Origin of the sequence: Sorangium sp. So ce1153 (assembly GCF_051521595.1) — a bacterium.
GTDB lineage: Bacteria > Myxococcota_A > Polyangia > Polyangiales > Polyangiaceae > Sorangium.
Genome location: NZ_CP150361.1, coordinates 7,420,532 through 7,434,659, shown reverse-complemented (window position 1 = coordinate 7,434,659; position 14,128 = coordinate 7,420,532). Strand labels below are relative to the sequence as shown.

General features: G+C 72.9%; 10 protein-coding genes. 6 read left to right on the top strand and 4 right to left on the bottom strand.

Annotation, left to right across the window (positions count from 1 at the left end):
- Positions 1-30: 30 nt before the first annotated feature.
- On the bottom strand, positions 31-1,218 hold the full coding sequence (locus WME85_RS26740; protein WP_437825186.1) for a GspE/PulE family protein: 1,188 nt from the start codon (positions 1,216-1,218) through the stop codon (positions 31-33).
- Positions 1,215-2,294 carry a CAP domain-containing protein gene (locus WME85_RS26735; RefSeq protein WP_437825185.1) on the bottom strand — a complete coding sequence of 360 codons (1,080 nt, stop codon included), beginning with the start codon at positions 2,292-2,294 and terminating at the stop codon, positions 1,215-1,217. The genes WME85_RS26740 and WME85_RS26735 overlap by 4 nt, the downstream gene beginning before the upstream one ends.
- Positions 2,295-2,439: 145 nt before the next feature.
- On the opposite strand from WME85_RS26735, the gene WME85_RS26730 reads away from it, so the two are divergent.
- The 5 genes from WME85_RS26730 to WME85_RS26710 all read left to right on the top strand — a co-directional run bounded on the left by WME85_RS26730 (position 2,440) and on the right by WME85_RS26710 (position 9,462).
- Positions 2,440-3,435 carry a DMT family transporter gene (locus WME85_RS26730; RefSeq protein WP_437825184.1) on the top strand — a complete coding sequence of 332 codons (996 nt, stop codon included), beginning with the start codon at positions 2,440-2,442 and terminating at the stop codon, positions 3,433-3,435.
- 66 nt (positions 3,436-3,501) lie between these two features.
- Complete coding sequence (locus tag WME85_RS26725) at positions 3,502-4,512, top strand: zinc-dependent alcohol dehydrogenase family protein (RefSeq protein ID WP_437825183.1); 1,011 nt, start codon at positions 3,502-3,504, stop codon at positions 4,510-4,512.
- Positions 4,513-4,647: 135 nt separating this feature from the next.
- Positions 4,648-5,763: a beta-N-acetylhexosaminidase gene (gene nagZ / locus WME85_RS26720; protein WP_437825182.1), complete on the top strand. Its 1,116-nt coding sequence runs from the start codon at positions 4,648-4,650 to the stop codon at positions 5,761-5,763.
- Complete coding sequence (gene hutI / locus WME85_RS26715) at positions 5,760-7,034, top strand: imidazolonepropionase (protein WP_437825181.1); 1,275 nt, start codon at positions 5,760-5,762, stop codon at positions 7,032-7,034. The genes nagZ and hutI overlap by 4 nt, the downstream gene beginning before the upstream one ends.
- Positions 7,035-7,089: 55 nt before the next feature.
- Positions 7,090-9,462: a Tex family protein gene (locus tag WME85_RS26710; RefSeq protein ID WP_437825180.1), complete on the top strand. Its 2,373-nt coding sequence runs from the start codon at positions 7,090-7,092 to the stop codon at positions 9,460-9,462.
- Between the two features lie 113 nt (positions 9,463-9,575).
- Here WME85_RS26710 and WME85_RS26705 read toward each other — a convergent pair whose 3' ends face one another.
- Positions 9,576-10,451, bottom strand: a complete 876-nt coding sequence (locus WME85_RS26705; protein WP_437825179.1) for an alpha/beta fold hydrolase — start codon at positions 10,449-10,451, stop codon at positions 9,576-9,578.
- A gap of 897 nt (positions 10,452-11,348) precedes the next feature.
- Between WME85_RS26705 and WME85_RS26700 the strand changes: the two genes are divergently transcribed.
- Positions 11,349-12,365 (top strand): formin, encoded by a 1,017-nt coding sequence (locus WME85_RS26700; RefSeq protein ID WP_437825178.1) that lies wholly within the window; start codon positions 11,349-11,351, stop codon positions 12,363-12,365.
- A 430-nt stretch (positions 12,366-12,795) separates the two neighbouring features.
- On the opposite strand, the gene WME85_RS26695 is transcribed toward WME85_RS26700, so the two are convergent.
- Positions 12,796-14,088: a hemolysin family protein gene (locus tag WME85_RS26695; protein ID WP_437301851.1), complete on the bottom strand. Its 1,293-nt coding sequence runs from the start codon at positions 14,086-14,088 to the stop codon at positions 12,796-12,798.
- Between the last annotated feature and the right edge of the window lie 40 nt (positions 14,089-14,128).

The following is a 14,128-nucleotide window of genomic DNA, read 5'->3' as shown; positions in this document are numbered from 1 at the left end:
CGCGCCGTGCGGCGTGGGCCGCGCGGCGCATCACGTCACGCGGAGCACCTCGTCGAGGGACGTGACGCCCTCCTTCACCCGGGTGAGCCCGGCCTCGCGGAGCGGCACGAGCCCCACCTTGCGCGCGGCGTCCCGGTACGCGCGCTTCCCCGCCCGCGCCTTCACGAGCTCCCGCAGGTCGTCGTCGAGCTCCAGCATCTCGAAGAGCCCGATCCGGCCCCGGTAGCCCGTCAGGTGGCACGTCTGGCACCCGACGGCGCGCTTCAGCTCGGTGCCCTTCTCGATGAGGACCTTGTCCTCCTCGCCCGTCACGTCGCTCTCGAGCTCGTACGTCTCGGCGCACTCGTCGCAGAGCTTCCGCACCAGCCGCTGCGCGATCACCGCGAGCAGGGCGTTCGCCACGATCCACGACTCCGCGCCGAGGTCCACGAGGCGCGCCACCGTGTCGACGGCGTCCGAGGTGTGCAGCGTCGACAGCACGAGGTGCCCCGTGAGGCTCGCCTGCAGCGCGATCTGCGCCGTCTCGGGGTCGCGCATCTCGCCCACCATGATCACGTCCGGGTCCTGCCGCAGGATCGCGCGCAGGCCGGTCGCGAAGGTGAAGCCCTGCCTCGGGTTGGTCTGCCCCTGCGTGATGTCCGCGAACTCGACCTCGATGGGATCTTCCAGCGTCACGATGCTGAGCTCGCCGGTCTTCATCACCTTGAGCAGCGAGTAGAGCGTCGAGGTCTTCCCCGACCCTGTCGGCCCGCACACGACGATGAGCCCCGCCGGGCGGTCCGCGAGCCGCTCGACCCGCGGCAGGTCGCCCTCGGGCAGCCCGAGCTTCTCGAGCGCGATCAGCTGGTGGCTGAGCAGCACGCGCAGCACGACCGTCTCGCCGTGGATCGCGGGGAACGTCGAGGCGCGCAGGTGGATGAGCGGGTGGCCGTGCAGCTCCAGGCTGAACTGGCCGTCCTGCGGCAGCCGCCGCTCGGTCATGTCCATCCGCGCGAGCACCTTCACGCGCGAGGCGAGCGAAGGCCCGATGTTGATCGGGATCTGCCCCTGCGCCACCATCACGCCGTCGACGCGGTACCGCACGCGGATGCTGTCGCGCTTCGGCTCGACGTGGATGTCGCTCGCGCCCATCGAGACAGCGCGGCGGACCAGGTGATCGAGCACCTTGACGGCGTCGAGGTCCTCGGAGGATGAAGCAGGGGGGCGGCTGTGGCTCACCGCGCTCCTCCCTTGCCGCCCACGTCGACGACGCGGAGCGAGACCATCTTGAGCTCGTTCGAGGGGGGGAACGTCGCCCAGACGCTGACGCCGTAGCGGCCGGGCCGCTTGCCGTCGTCCAGCGGGACCTGGATGTCGAATCGATTGCCGCTCACCTCCAGAGGAATAGGCGTCTTGAAGCCCTTCGGGAAGAAGGTCGCGTAGGGAGGCGGGATCGGATACCCGCCCATCTTGAGCAGCTTCTCCGGCGCGATCGGACTGGCCGGGTCGACCCGCGAGATCCCGACGCCCGCGATCTTCGCCGGCGCCCTCAGCTCGCCGGTCACCCGGACCACCTCGCCGACCCGCGCCCGCCGGGGGAGCGGCTGGTACTTCCCGTAGTCGTCGACGAACTCCTGCGCCATGCACGCGATGTCGAGCCCCTTCGCCTTGGCCAGGCCGACCCCGAGCGAGGTGTGCGACGCTGTGAGCACGTTGCGCCGGTGCCCGTCGGCCGGGGGCTTCTCGTTCATGAACGCGTGGTGCACCCGCTCGAGGCTCTCCGCCGAGAAGCGCGGCTCCGGATCGAGCTCGCGCGGGATCGCGTCGGCGAAGCAGCCGGCGTTCTCCATCGGGAACCCGTCGCCGCCCGCCGCCGTGTAGCGCTCCTCCGGGACCGAGCCGTCGCTGCCCCAGTGGCCGGTGAAGCCGGCGCGCACCATGTCCTCGGTGTGCCGCCGCCCCGCGCGCGCCGCGGTCTCGTCCCACCGGACCTGTGGCAGCTTGTGCGCCGCCCTGTCGCGGTTCACGAGCGCGAGCACGTACCGCCCTGCCTCCGCGCGCGTCATCAGCTTGCCCGGCGCGGGCGGCCCCGCGGCGGCCTGCGCCTCGCCGCCGGCGGGCTCCTCGTCCCGGGCCTCGCCCTCCGGGGCGCGCGCGCCATCGCGCTCCTCCGCCGCGCCCTCGGCGCCCCACGCGCCCGGCGGCGCCTCCGCCGGCTCCTTTCCGGCGCTCGCGCCGCAGCCGAGCGCGACGGCGCTCGCGGCGATGAGCCCGAGCCACGGCGCCCCGGGCCAGCGCCTCCGCACGTCGTTCATGGCTCCCGTCCTTTCCCGTGTGCCTCGATGGATCGCGCGCATCGCCGCGACCGTAGCGCCTCGGTGTCGCGCGCGCACCCGGGAGCGCCGCGTGACCGTCGCCGCGTGGCGCGCTGCGGCGCGCGCGGCGGCGAGGTGGTAAGCGATGCGCCACGTGAGCACGTCATCGTCGTCACAGGGCGCGGTCGCCGCGCACCCGGCCGGGGCCTCCGCGATCGTCCTCGCCGCGGAGCACGAGGGGCGCGCGTCGCACCCGACCGCGGGCGTCCTGTGGATGATCCTGGCCCAGGCGCTCTTCGCCGTGATGAACGTCCTCGTGCGGGTCTCGTCGGAGCATGCCCCGTGGCCCGAGGTGGCGGCGTCGCGCACGCTGGTGGGCGCGGCCACCGCGCTCGGCGTCGCGCTCGTCCGCCGCGCGCCGCTCTCGATGGGCCGCAGCGACCGGCGCCTCACGTGGGCGCGCTCGCTCTGCGGCACCGGCGCGATGCTCTGCGGCTTCTACACGCTGGGCACGCCGCAGATCGCGCTCGGCGACGCGGTCACGCTCGGGGCGACGAGCCCGATCTTCGTCGCGATCCTCGCGCCGCGGATGCTCGCCGAGCGGAGCAGCCCGCGCCTCTGGCTCGCGACCCTGCTCGCCTTCGCGGGCGTCGCGCTGGTCGCCGCGCCGAAGCTCGCGATCGCGGGCGAGATCGCGCTCATCGCCACGCTCGGCGCCGTCTTCTCGGCGTTCGCCATGATCTGGCTGCGCCGGATCGGCGCCGGCGGGACGCGCGCGAGCCCCGAGTCGATCGCGCTGCACTTCTCGCTCGTGGCGAGCGCCGCGATGATCGCGCTGTCGATCCCGGTCTGGCGGACGCCCGACGCCCTCGGCCTCGTCCTGCTGATCGGGACGGGCCTCGCCGGCGGCCTCGCGCAGCTCGCGATGACGCGCGCCTACGCGCTCGACAGCGCGGCGCGCATCGGCGCGATCGGTTACGTCGGGGTCGTCCTGTCGCACGTGCTCGCCGCCGCCTGGCTCGGCGAGATCCCCTCGGCGCGCCAGCTGCTCGGGACGGCGCTCGTGATGGCGGCCGGCCTCTGGCTCGCCTCTCAGGCGCTGCGCGACGCGCGGCGGCGCGTCGATCGATCGGCGCGTTGAACGCTCGGCGCGTTGACCGGGTCCATCCCACATGAGATAGCGCACCTCCGATCAAGGAGGATCTGCATGAAAGCGTTCGCTGTTCAGGGTTCGTTCGGCCTCGACGCGCTCCGTCCGATCGAGCTCCCCGATCCGGAGCCGGGGCCCGGGCAGATCGTCCTCAGGATGAAGGCCGCGTCGCTGAACTTCCGCGATCTTCTCGTCGTGAAGGGCCTCTACAACCCGAAGTTCTCGCTGCCGCTCGTCCCGCTCTCGGACGGGGTCGGCGAAGTGATCGGCGTCGGGGAGGGGGTGACGCGGGTGAAGGTCGGCGATCGCGTGAGCCCGATCTTCCACCAGCGCTGGCTCGACGGGGAGCTGACCGCCGCCAAGACGAGGACGGCGCTCGGCGGCGAGCTTCCCGGCGTGCTCTCCGAGCAGGTGCTCCTCGGCCAGGAGGGGGTCGTCGCGGTCCCGCCGCACCTCACGGACGAGGAGGCCGCGGCGCTGCCGTGCGCCGCGGTGACGGCCTGGAACGCGCTCTTCGCGGCGAGCCACCTCAAGGCGGGCGACACGGTGCTCGTGCAGGGCACGGGCGGCGTCTCGATCTTCGCGCTCCAGTTCGCCCGGCTCGCGGGCGCCCGCGTCATCGTCACGTCGAGCAGCGACGAGAAGCTCGAGCGCGCGCGGTCGCTCGGGGCCTCGGAGACCATCAACTACCGCACGACGCCCGAGTGGGACCGGCCCGCGCTCTCGTTCACCGGCGGCGCGGGGGTGGAGCACGTCATCGAGGTGGGCGGCGCGGGCACGATCGCCCGCTCGCTCCGCGCGGTGCGGCCCGGCGGGCGCGTGAGCCTCATCGGCGTGCTCTCGGGCGGCGCGACGGAGCTCAACCTGTTCCCCTTCCTGATGAAGCAGATCAGCGCGCATGGCATCTTCGTGGGCTCGCGGGCGATGTTCGAGGACATGAACCGCGCGATCGCGGCGAGCGGGCTCCGCCCGGTGATCGACCGCGTGTTCCCCTTCGCCGAGATCCGCCAGGCGCTCGACCACATGGCGAGCGGCGGCCACTTCGGGAAGATCGCGATCCGGTTCTGATTCGAGCCGGCGGCGCGGCGCGGCGCCCCGGCGCATTCCGAGAAGTGGCCTCGCCGGCCCAAGTCGTCTACGAGTCGCTCACGAACGGGTCCCGCGGCCGGCAGCTCGCCCGCGCCGCGCGAGAGGTGGTGGACGGTGCAGCTCGATCTGGCGCTCGAGGTCCTGTGTGGTCAGCTCATCGTGGGCGGCTTCAGCGGCGCGGAGCCGCCTGCCCGGTACCTCCGGGCGCTCGCCGAGGGGCGGCGGGGCGGCGCGATCCTCTTCCGGCGCAACGTCCCCGACGTGGCCTCCACGGCGCGGCTCTGCGAGGCGCTCGCCGCCGCGGGTGACCCCGAGCGGCCGCCCTTCATCGGCATCGACCAGGAAGGCGGCCGCGTGATGCGCCTGCCCGCGCCGTTCCTGACGCTGCCGCCGATGCGCTCGCTCGGGGAGCTCCGGGATCTCCCGCTGCTGCGCCGCGCGGCGCGCGCGGTCGCGTCCGAGCTGCGGGCCGTCGGCATCAACCTGAACTTCGCCCCGGTGCTCGACGTCGACTCGAACCCCGCGAACCCGATCATCGGCGACCGCGCGTTCGGCCGCGACCCCCGCACGGCCGCCGAGGGCGCGGTCGCGTTCCTGGAGGGGCTCCAGGAGGAGCGCGTGCTCGCCTGCGGCAAGCACTTCCCGGGGCACGGCGACACGGCGCTCGACAGCCACCTCGCGCTCCCGACCATCGTCCATGGCCGCGGCCGCCTCGACGCGATCGAGCTGCCGCCGTTCCGCGCCGCCTCCCGCGCCGGCGTCGCGTCGCTGATGACGGCGCACATCGTCGTCGAGGCGCTCGATCCCGGCGTCCCGGCGACGCTCTCCCGCGCCATCTGCACTTGCCTCCTGCGCGACGAGATCGGCTTCGAGGGGGTGCTCTTCTCGGACGACCTCGAGATGGCCGCCATCGCGGCGCACCACCCCGTCGAGGAGGCCGCCGCCGCGGCGATCTCGGCGGGCTGCGACGCGCTGCTCATCTGCAAGGACGAGGATGCGCAGGACCGCGCGCACGAGGCGCTCGTGCGCAAGGCCGAGCGCGACCCGCGCTTCCGCGAGCGCTGCGTCGAGGCGGCCGCGCGCTGCCTCCGGCTGCGCCGCGCGTGCCCGCCGCGGCCTGTCTCCTCGCCGGCGGCGCTCGCCGAGGTCGTCGGCGGGCCGGCGTCGAGGGAGGTGCTCGCGGAGATCGAGCGGGCGCGCGCCGCGCTCGCGGCGGGGGCGGCGACGTGACCGCGCCGCCGGGGGCCGCGCTCGCGGAGGACCCCGACCGTCCCTTCGTCGTCGCCGCGCGCCGGCTCGTCACGTGCGACCCGTCCCGCGCCTCGGCCGCCGATCCGCTCGGCGTCGTCGAGGACGCGGCGATCGTCGTGCGGGGCGGCGCGATCGAGGCGGTCGGGCGCAGGGGAGAGATCCTGCGGCCCGGCTCGGATCTCGAGGTCGCGATCGAGGCCGCGGGGGTCGTCACGCCCGGGCTCGTCGACTGCCACACGCACGCGCCCTGGGTGGGCTCGCGCGACGCGGAGTACGCGGTCCGCATGGCCGGGGGCGACTACGAGGCGATCGCCGCCGCCGGCGGCGGCATCGTCGCGAGCATGCGCGCGGTGCGCGCCGCGACGACCGACGAGCTCGCGGGCGCGCTCCGCGCCCGCCTCCGCCGCATGGCCGCGCTGGGCGTCACCGCCGTGGAGGCGAAGAGCGGCTACGGCCTCGACGAGGCCGCGGAGCGTAAGCAGCTCGAGGCGGTCGCGGAGGCGGGGAGGGACGCGCGCCTGCCCCGCGTCGTGCCGACGTACCTCGCGCTGCACGCGCTGCCCCCGGAGGCCGGCGGCGACCGCGCGGCGTACGCCGGGACCGTCGCGCGCTCCTGGCTGCCCGCGATCGCCGCGGCCGGCCTCGCGCGCTACGTCGACGCGTACATCGACCGGAGCGCGTTCTCCGTGGACGAGGCGCGGCCGGTGCTCGAGCGGGCGCGCGCGCTCGGGCTCGGCGTGCGCGTGCACGTCGGGCAGTTCGCGGACGTGGGCGGCGCCGAGCTCGCGGCCGCGCTCGGCGCCGCGTCGGCCGATCACCTCGAGCACGTCGCGCCGGAGGGCATCGCGGCGCTCGCCCGGGCCGGCGTCGCCGCCGCGCTCCTGCCCGTGGCGAGCTTCACGCTCCGGCAGGAGCCGCCGCCCGTCGCCGCGCTCCGGGCCGCCGGCGTCCCGCTGATCGTTGGCAGCGACGCCAACCCCGGGACGGCGCCGACCGAGAGCCTGCCGCTCGCCCTCGCGCTCGCGGTGCGGCTCTACGGGCTCACGGTCGCCGAGGCGGTCCTCGGCGCGACGCGCGAGGCCGCGCGCGCGCTCGGCCTCGGCGGCGTGTGCGGCGCCGTGCGGCCGGGGCTCCGCGCCGATCTGGTCGTCTGGGACCTGCCGCACGAGAACGCGATCGTGCAGCCCTGGGGCGCGCCGCGCGCGCGGGCCGTGCTGCGCGACGGCGCCTTGATCGCGGCGGCCGGCTGAGGCTGCGCGCAAGTCAAGCCTGGACGCGCGTGCACCCTGCGCGTATGCCGCGCGCATGAGTGAGACGCAGAGCCCTGTCGCTGTCCCGGGCCGCACGGACAGCTCGTTTGATCCGGTCCCGCTCCTCGCCGAGGAGCTGAGCCTCCCCCGCCAGGGGGTCTCGGCGGTGGCCAAGCTGCTGGCCGAGGGGGCGACGGTGCCGTTCATCGCCCGCTACCGCAAGGAGGCGACCGGCGGGCTCGACGAGGTGCAGATCCGCGCGATCGAGGAGCGCCGCGCCTACATCCTCGAGCTCGAGGAGCGCCGCGCCACCGTGCTCGGCGAGATCCAGAAGCAGGGCAAGCTCACCGACGCGCTCGCCTCGAAGATCCGCGCCTGCCGCACCAAGGCCGAGCTCGAGGACCTCTACCTCCCGTTCAAGCCGAAGCGCCGCACGCGCGCGATCATCGCGAAGGAGCGCGGCCTGGAGCCGCTCGCGGATCGCGTCTGGTCGCAGCCGGAGGACGGCAGCCCCGACGAGGAGGCCCGCGCCTTCGTCAGCGCCGAGAAGGAGGTCCCCGACGCGGCGGCCGCCCTCGCCGGCGCGCGCGACATCTGCGCCGAGCGCATCGCCGAGCACGCCGACGTGCGCAAGCTCGTCCGCGAGGCCTACGCCAAGGAAGGCGTCATCAAGGTCCAGAAGAACGAGGAGCACGAGGGCAAGCAGACGAAGTTCGACATGTACGCGAGCTTCGAGGAGGCCGTCGCGAACATCCCGTCGCACCGCTACCTCGCGATCCGCCGCGGCGAGGCCGAGGGCGTGCTCCGCGCCGCGATCGAGCTCGCGCCCGAGCCGCTCGTCCCGCCGATCCACGCCGCGATCGGGCTGAAGCCGAGGTCGCCGTGGGCCGGCGAGCTCACGAAGGCCGCGGACGACGCGGTGAAGCGGCTCCTGCTGCCGGCGGTGCAGAGCGACGTGCGCGTCGACCTCAAGATGCAGGCCGACCGCGCCGCGGTCGAGGTCTTCGCCCAGAACCTCCGCGAGCTCCTGCTCGCCGCGCCGTTCGGCACGAAGGCGGTGCTCGGCATCGACCCGGGCCAGCGCACCGGCTGCAAGTGCGCCGTCGTCGACGAGACCGGCAAGCTCCTCGAGCACACGACGATCTACCTGGTCGGGAGCAGCGACGCCCTCGAGCGCGCGCGGCAGGACCTGCGCCGCATCTGCCGCAAGTACCCGCTGCGCGCGGTCGCGGTGGGCAACGGCACGCACGGCCGCGAGACCGAGGCGTTCGTGAAGGACGTGCTCGCGTCGGAGGGCCTGAAGGAGATGTACTGCGTGCCGGTCAGTGAAGCGGGCGCGAGCGTCTACTCGGCGAGCGACGTCGCGCGCGAGGAGTTCCCCGACCTCGACCTCACGGTGCGCGGCGCGATCAGCATCGCCCGCCGGCTGCAGGACCCGCTCGCGGAGCTCGTGAAGGTCGACCCGAAGAGCATCGGCGTCGGCCAGTACCAGCACGACGTCTACCAGGGCCTGCTGGCGCGGAAGCTCGACGAGGTGGTCGAGAGCTGCGTGAACCTCGTCGGCGTCGAGCTCAACACGGCGAGCGCCCCGCTGCTCGCCCGCGTCGCCGGCATCGGTCCGAGCCTCGCGAAGAAGATCGTCGCGCACCGCGACCTGAACGGCGCGTTCAAGAGCCGCAAGGGGCTGCTCGACGTGGCCGGCATCGGCCCGCGGACGTTCGAGCAGGCGGCGGGCTTCTTGCGCGTCCGCGGGGGCGAGCACCCGCTCGACGCGAGCGCCGTGCACCCGGAGCGCTACGGCCTCGTCGAGCGCATCGCGACGGATCTCGGCGTGCCGGTCGGGTCGCTCATCGGCGACACGGCGGCGATCGCGCGGATCGATCCGAAGAAATACGAGGCCGGCGACGTCGGCTCGTTCACGCTGAACGACATCCTGAGCGAGCTCAAGAAGCCCGGCCGCGACCCGCGCGCCACCTTCGAGCCGCCGAAGTTCCGCGACGACGTGCGCACCATGGAGGATCTCAAGCCGGGCATGGAGCTCGAGGGCGTGGTGACGAACGTGACGGCGTTCGGCGCCTTCGTCGACATCGGCGTCCACCAGGACGGCCTCGTGCACGTCTCGCAGCTCGCGGACCGGTTCGTGAAGGATCCGAACGATGTCGCGAAGGTCGGCGAGAAGATCAAGGTGCGCGTGCTCGAGGTCGATCTCGTGCGCAAGCGCATCTCGCTCACCGCGAAGAAGGGCGGCGCCCCCGCCGGCGCGCGCCCCCAGGCGGGCGGCCCCGCTGCGGGCGGCGACGGCCGCTCTCGCAACGATCGCAACGACGGCCGCCGGCCGGGCCAGGGGCAGCAAGGGAAGGGGCAGGGGCAGGGCAGCTCGGGCGGCGGCTTCCGCAACAACCCGTTCGCGGATCTGCTGCGGAAGTGAGCCCCCGAGCGCGGGCGGCCGGCTCCGTGAAGGCCGCCGCCCGCGCGATCCCGCCGGGGAGCGGCGCGGAGGTCCGGCCACGGTGACAGGCGCCGGGCTTCCGCCGGGCGGCGCTAGAAGCCGTGGTCCGCGAAGAAGCGCTCGATCCGGAGCGAGACGAGCTCCGGGAACTCGACGGCGGTGGAGTGGGTCCCGCCGCGGACCACGAGGATCTCGGCCGTCGCGATGCGGCGCGCCATCGACTGCGCCAGCGCGCGAGGGGCGAACGTGTCGCGGTCGCCGGTGATGAGCAGCGTCGGGACGTCGATCTGCTCGAGCACCGCCTCGGCGTCGTGGGTGCTCAGCGCGCGGAGGTTCCTGAAGAGCGCCTCCATGTCGAGCTGACCGGACGGCGGCGCGAGGTCGGCGAGCATCGCGGGGTCGAGCGCCTTCCCGAGCAACCCCATGCGCTTCATCCAGAGCACGGGGTCGGGCTTTCCTATAAAGCGCTGCGTTATCCTGGGTGCTGCCGTGTGAGCGTGCGCCGCGAGCTCCACGAGCGGCGGGAATAGCCTTCCGAGGCCGGGCAGCGGCCCGATCGTCTCCAGCGGCCGTCGGCAGGTCCCGTTCAGCAGGACCAGGTTCGCGGCGAGCCCTGTGAGCTTGCGGAACGCTTCCAGCGCGACCTGGACGCCCATGCTCCATGCCATGAGCGCGCCGTGGCGGACCCCTTCGGCCGCGAGGATCGCCTCCAGGTCGCGGACGTGGTTCGCGACCGCATAGGCGCCCGGGACGTCCGGCGACGGGCGCTTCGACTCGTACATCCCGCGGTAGTCCCACGTGATGAAGCGGTACTGGTCGGACAGGTACTCGACCTGCGCCCGCCAGGCGAGGTACGGCCAGCCCAGGCCGTTGACCAGGATGACCGTCTTCGCCCCCGAGAATGGCGGCGGCGTCACGTGGTACGCGATGTCGGTTCCATCAAAGCTCGTCACCCGACGGGTTTCCATCCGGAGCGATGGTCGCCGCGGGGGCGGCGGTCGCCGACCCCCGCCGGAAGAAGCGGGCGGCGGTCGCCGACCCCCGCCGGAAGAAGCGGGCGGCGGTCGCCGACCCCCGCCGGAAGAAGCGGGCGGCGCCTGCCGGCCCCCGCCGGAAGAAGCGGGCGGCGCCTGCCGGCCCCCGTTGGCTTGCCTGTTGGATGGAGCGGAGGGCGGCGCCTGGCGGCCCCCGCCGGATGAACCGGATGCAGAAGGCGGCGGCGGTCGATCCCGACCTCCGCCGAACTTGAACCAGACCATGAGCCCCTGCTTCCTACCCGGTCCCTCTGCGGACGGCCATGCTGCCGGCGAGGGCCTGCGCGGAGGCCGGGGGCGGGCTCACACCCCGACCATGACGCGACCGCGGGTCCCGATGGCCGCACGGCGTCGCGATCCCCTGCCGAAACACATCCCGCGCTGCCATCGCCATCGCGTTGACATTCCAGGCGGCGCGCCGCTAACGTGCCCGGCGGGTCGTCCGCTCGCCCGACGCTCCCGTTGTGTTGCTGATCTTTTTCTGCCCGCCCCCGAATCGGTCCGCTGGACGCCGGCCCATGTCGTCTCCTGTCGCCGCTCGTGCAGGAGCAGCTCCGGATCGGGCCGTGGTGGGTCGATTCCCTTGGGCGGGCTGGGACTTTCTGGGCGAAGTGGTGCTGCGATCCCGTCCCCGAGGAGCCGATGGCTGAAGAAAAGAAGAAGAGCAAAATCGATCTGAAGGCTCGGCTGGGCAAAACGACGATAGGCGGGGCACCGGGAGCGGCCGTCCCCCTCCCCGTGCCCGGCCAGCAGCCCGGATCGGGGCCGCCTCCCGACGGGAGCCCGATCCCGGGCGGTGGGCCTTCGCCTCATCCGAGCGCGCGTCCGCCGATGCCTTCCGTGGGAGGCATCGCGCCCCCGCCCGGCATCTCTCCAGGCATCCCGCTGCCGCCGTTCGCGCCCCCCGCGCGTCCTGTGATCCAGACGCCGCCGCCCAAGCCGACGGCCGCCGCGCAGACCATCAAGGTCGAGGTAGGCGAGGAGGTCGAGCAAGAGCGCCGGAAGGCCTCGAAGAAGACGGCGCTCTACGCGGCCCTCGCCGCGCTCGTCGGCATCGGCGTCGGCTTCGCTGCAGGCGGCGCGAAGGAGCGCGGCGACCGCGGCAAGGCCGCCGTCGAGGGGGCTGCGGCGCTCGAGAAGGACGTGCGGGCCGCGAACGAGAAGATGCAGGAGCTGAACGAGAAGCTCGGCGCTGCGGCGGAGCAGCTCTCGCGGAAGAGCTTCCCCACGCAGCTCACGACGGATCTCGGCGCCATCAACGTCCCGTTCGACGCGACCAACCTGGAGGGCAAGCAGATCGGCAGCCTCCCCGGGCGGGTGATGCGCCAGGTGCTCGGCTTCACCACCTCGGTCCAGGACCTCAACAAGACCAAGGACAGCCTCAAGAACCTGCTCGCGGCGGCGCAGGGCCCCGTCGAGAAGTCGTGGAAGGAGCAGGAGGAGCCGGTGGTGAACTTCTCGGTCGTCTTCCGCCGCGACGGCGACAAGACGCTGGCCGAGCTCGTTCCCAACAAGGCGCCGTTCCCGTTCGGCAAGGACTGGCCGGCCAAGTACACGGTGAGCCGCCTCGAGCGCACGCAGCAGGGCGTGAAGCCGGCCGACAAGGAGGCCACGCGCTGGACCAAGGGCGACATCGCCGGCGGCGATCTGCAAGCGCTCCCGATCGACCCCCAGTCGGTGGCTGCCTTCACGAGCGAGCAGATCGTCTTCAAGCTGCGCGGCGCGCTGATCGACGTCCGCCAGCTGCTCGAGGGCAAGAAGGACGACCCCACCAGCGAGACGCCCGGCCTCATCAAAGAGGGCGACGATCTCGCGAACGAGCTCCACAAGATCTCCCTCGCCCGCTGAGCGACGTTCACCCTGAGCGGCGTTCACCCGCTTCGGATACGGGCCCACCTCGACGTTTTCGGTGCTCGGCGTACTGGAGTACGCCTCCGCGCCGAAAACGCCGATCTGGGCCCGTCTCCTGTGCGGGTGAACGCCGCTCGGCCACCGCAGATCAGAACGAGAAGAGGCGGCGATCGCTGCCCTCGCTCGTCCATATCGCGTAGGCCCGGGGAGGGGGTGTCCGTCGCGCGGGGCGGGCACGGGCTGATGTTTGAGCCCAATTGACGTCCTGAGTCCGGCGTGCGCAGCACGTCGGGCTCAGGACGTCCCAGGCGAGTTCGGCCCGTGCCCGCCCCGCGCGACGGACACCCCCTCCTCGGGCCGTGCAGCTCGGCGAGACCTCACGCGTGCGCGACCAGGACGACCCGGAGCGCAGCCCCGGCGCTGTCGTTCAGGCGGCGCCGCCGGCGCCCATGGCCCGGGGGCGGACGATCTCCACCTTGCCGATATGGCGCTCGTCGCTGTCCCGCACGATGAAGCGCAGGCCGAACTTGCTCACGGCCGTGCCCACCTCGGGGACCTTGCCCACGTGCTGGGTGAGCATGCCGCCGAGCGAGTCGTACTTCCCCTCTCGGTCGAGCTCCGCGCCGAGGTAGGCCGAGAGGTCGCTCATCGACACGGCAGCGTCGGCGACCAGCCGCCCGTCGCCGAGGTCCTGGATGGCCGCCGCGTCGTCCGTCTCGTCGTGCTCGTCCCGGATATCGCCGACGATCTCCTCGAGCACGTCCTCGAGGGTGACAATCCCCGACATCCCACCAAACTCGTCGACCACGATGGCGAGGTGCTGTCTCCGGCTCTTCATCTCCCGGAGCAGCGACGACAGCGGCTGCGACTCGGCGACGAAGTTGGCAGGGCTGCGCGTGATCTCCCGGAGCGTCGTGTTCTTGAGCCGGCGCTCCTCCAGGACCTTGAACAGGTCCTTCGCGTAGAGGAGACCAGCGATGTTGTCGATCTGGTCCTTGTAGACCGGATACCGGGAGTGCCCGCCCTCCGTGACGATCTCCAGCACCTTCTCGAGCGGAGTGGAGATCTCGATCGCCTCGACCTTGGACCGCGGCACCATGACGTCGCGCGCCGTGAGGTCGGCGAACTCGAGCACATTCCGGATCATCTCCGCCGGTTCTCGCCCGAAGAGGCCAGAGCGCTCGACCTCATCGACAAGGATCTCGACCTCGGCCTCGGCGACGCGGGGATCCGACGGCTGCTCACCGTCCTTCGCCCCCAGCCTGGAGCCGATCCAGCCGAGCGGTACGGCGAGCGGCAGCATCGCGATCTCGAGGGGGCGCAGGAAGCGGACCGCCATCGACGCGGCGCGATCGGCGTGCTTGCGGCCCAGCGTGGAGCTGACCTCGTAAAGGGCGCCGCTCACGACGATGGTCGTCGCCAGCCCGAGATACAGGGCAGCGCCGGGGACGCTCCGCCGGAAGAAGAGGTCGAAGCAGGCGGCGGTCAGGCTGGTCGAGACGACCCAGCCGAGCAGGTAACGGGAGCGAAGCTTGGCGTCTTCTTGACGAATCCGCTCGTAGGCGGCCTTCGTGGGGCCCGTCGACTGCTCAATCAGCGCGCCGAGCCGGGTGGCGCTCAAGGTCGTCAGTGCGGTGTCGGCGCCGACGAACAGCGAGCCAAGTACAGCGGAGAGAACTGCAGCGGCGAGCGCTGGCAATGGAACGAGATCGGGACTCAAACCGAGGCTCCTAACGGACGAATCGTAACGGAACAGGCGA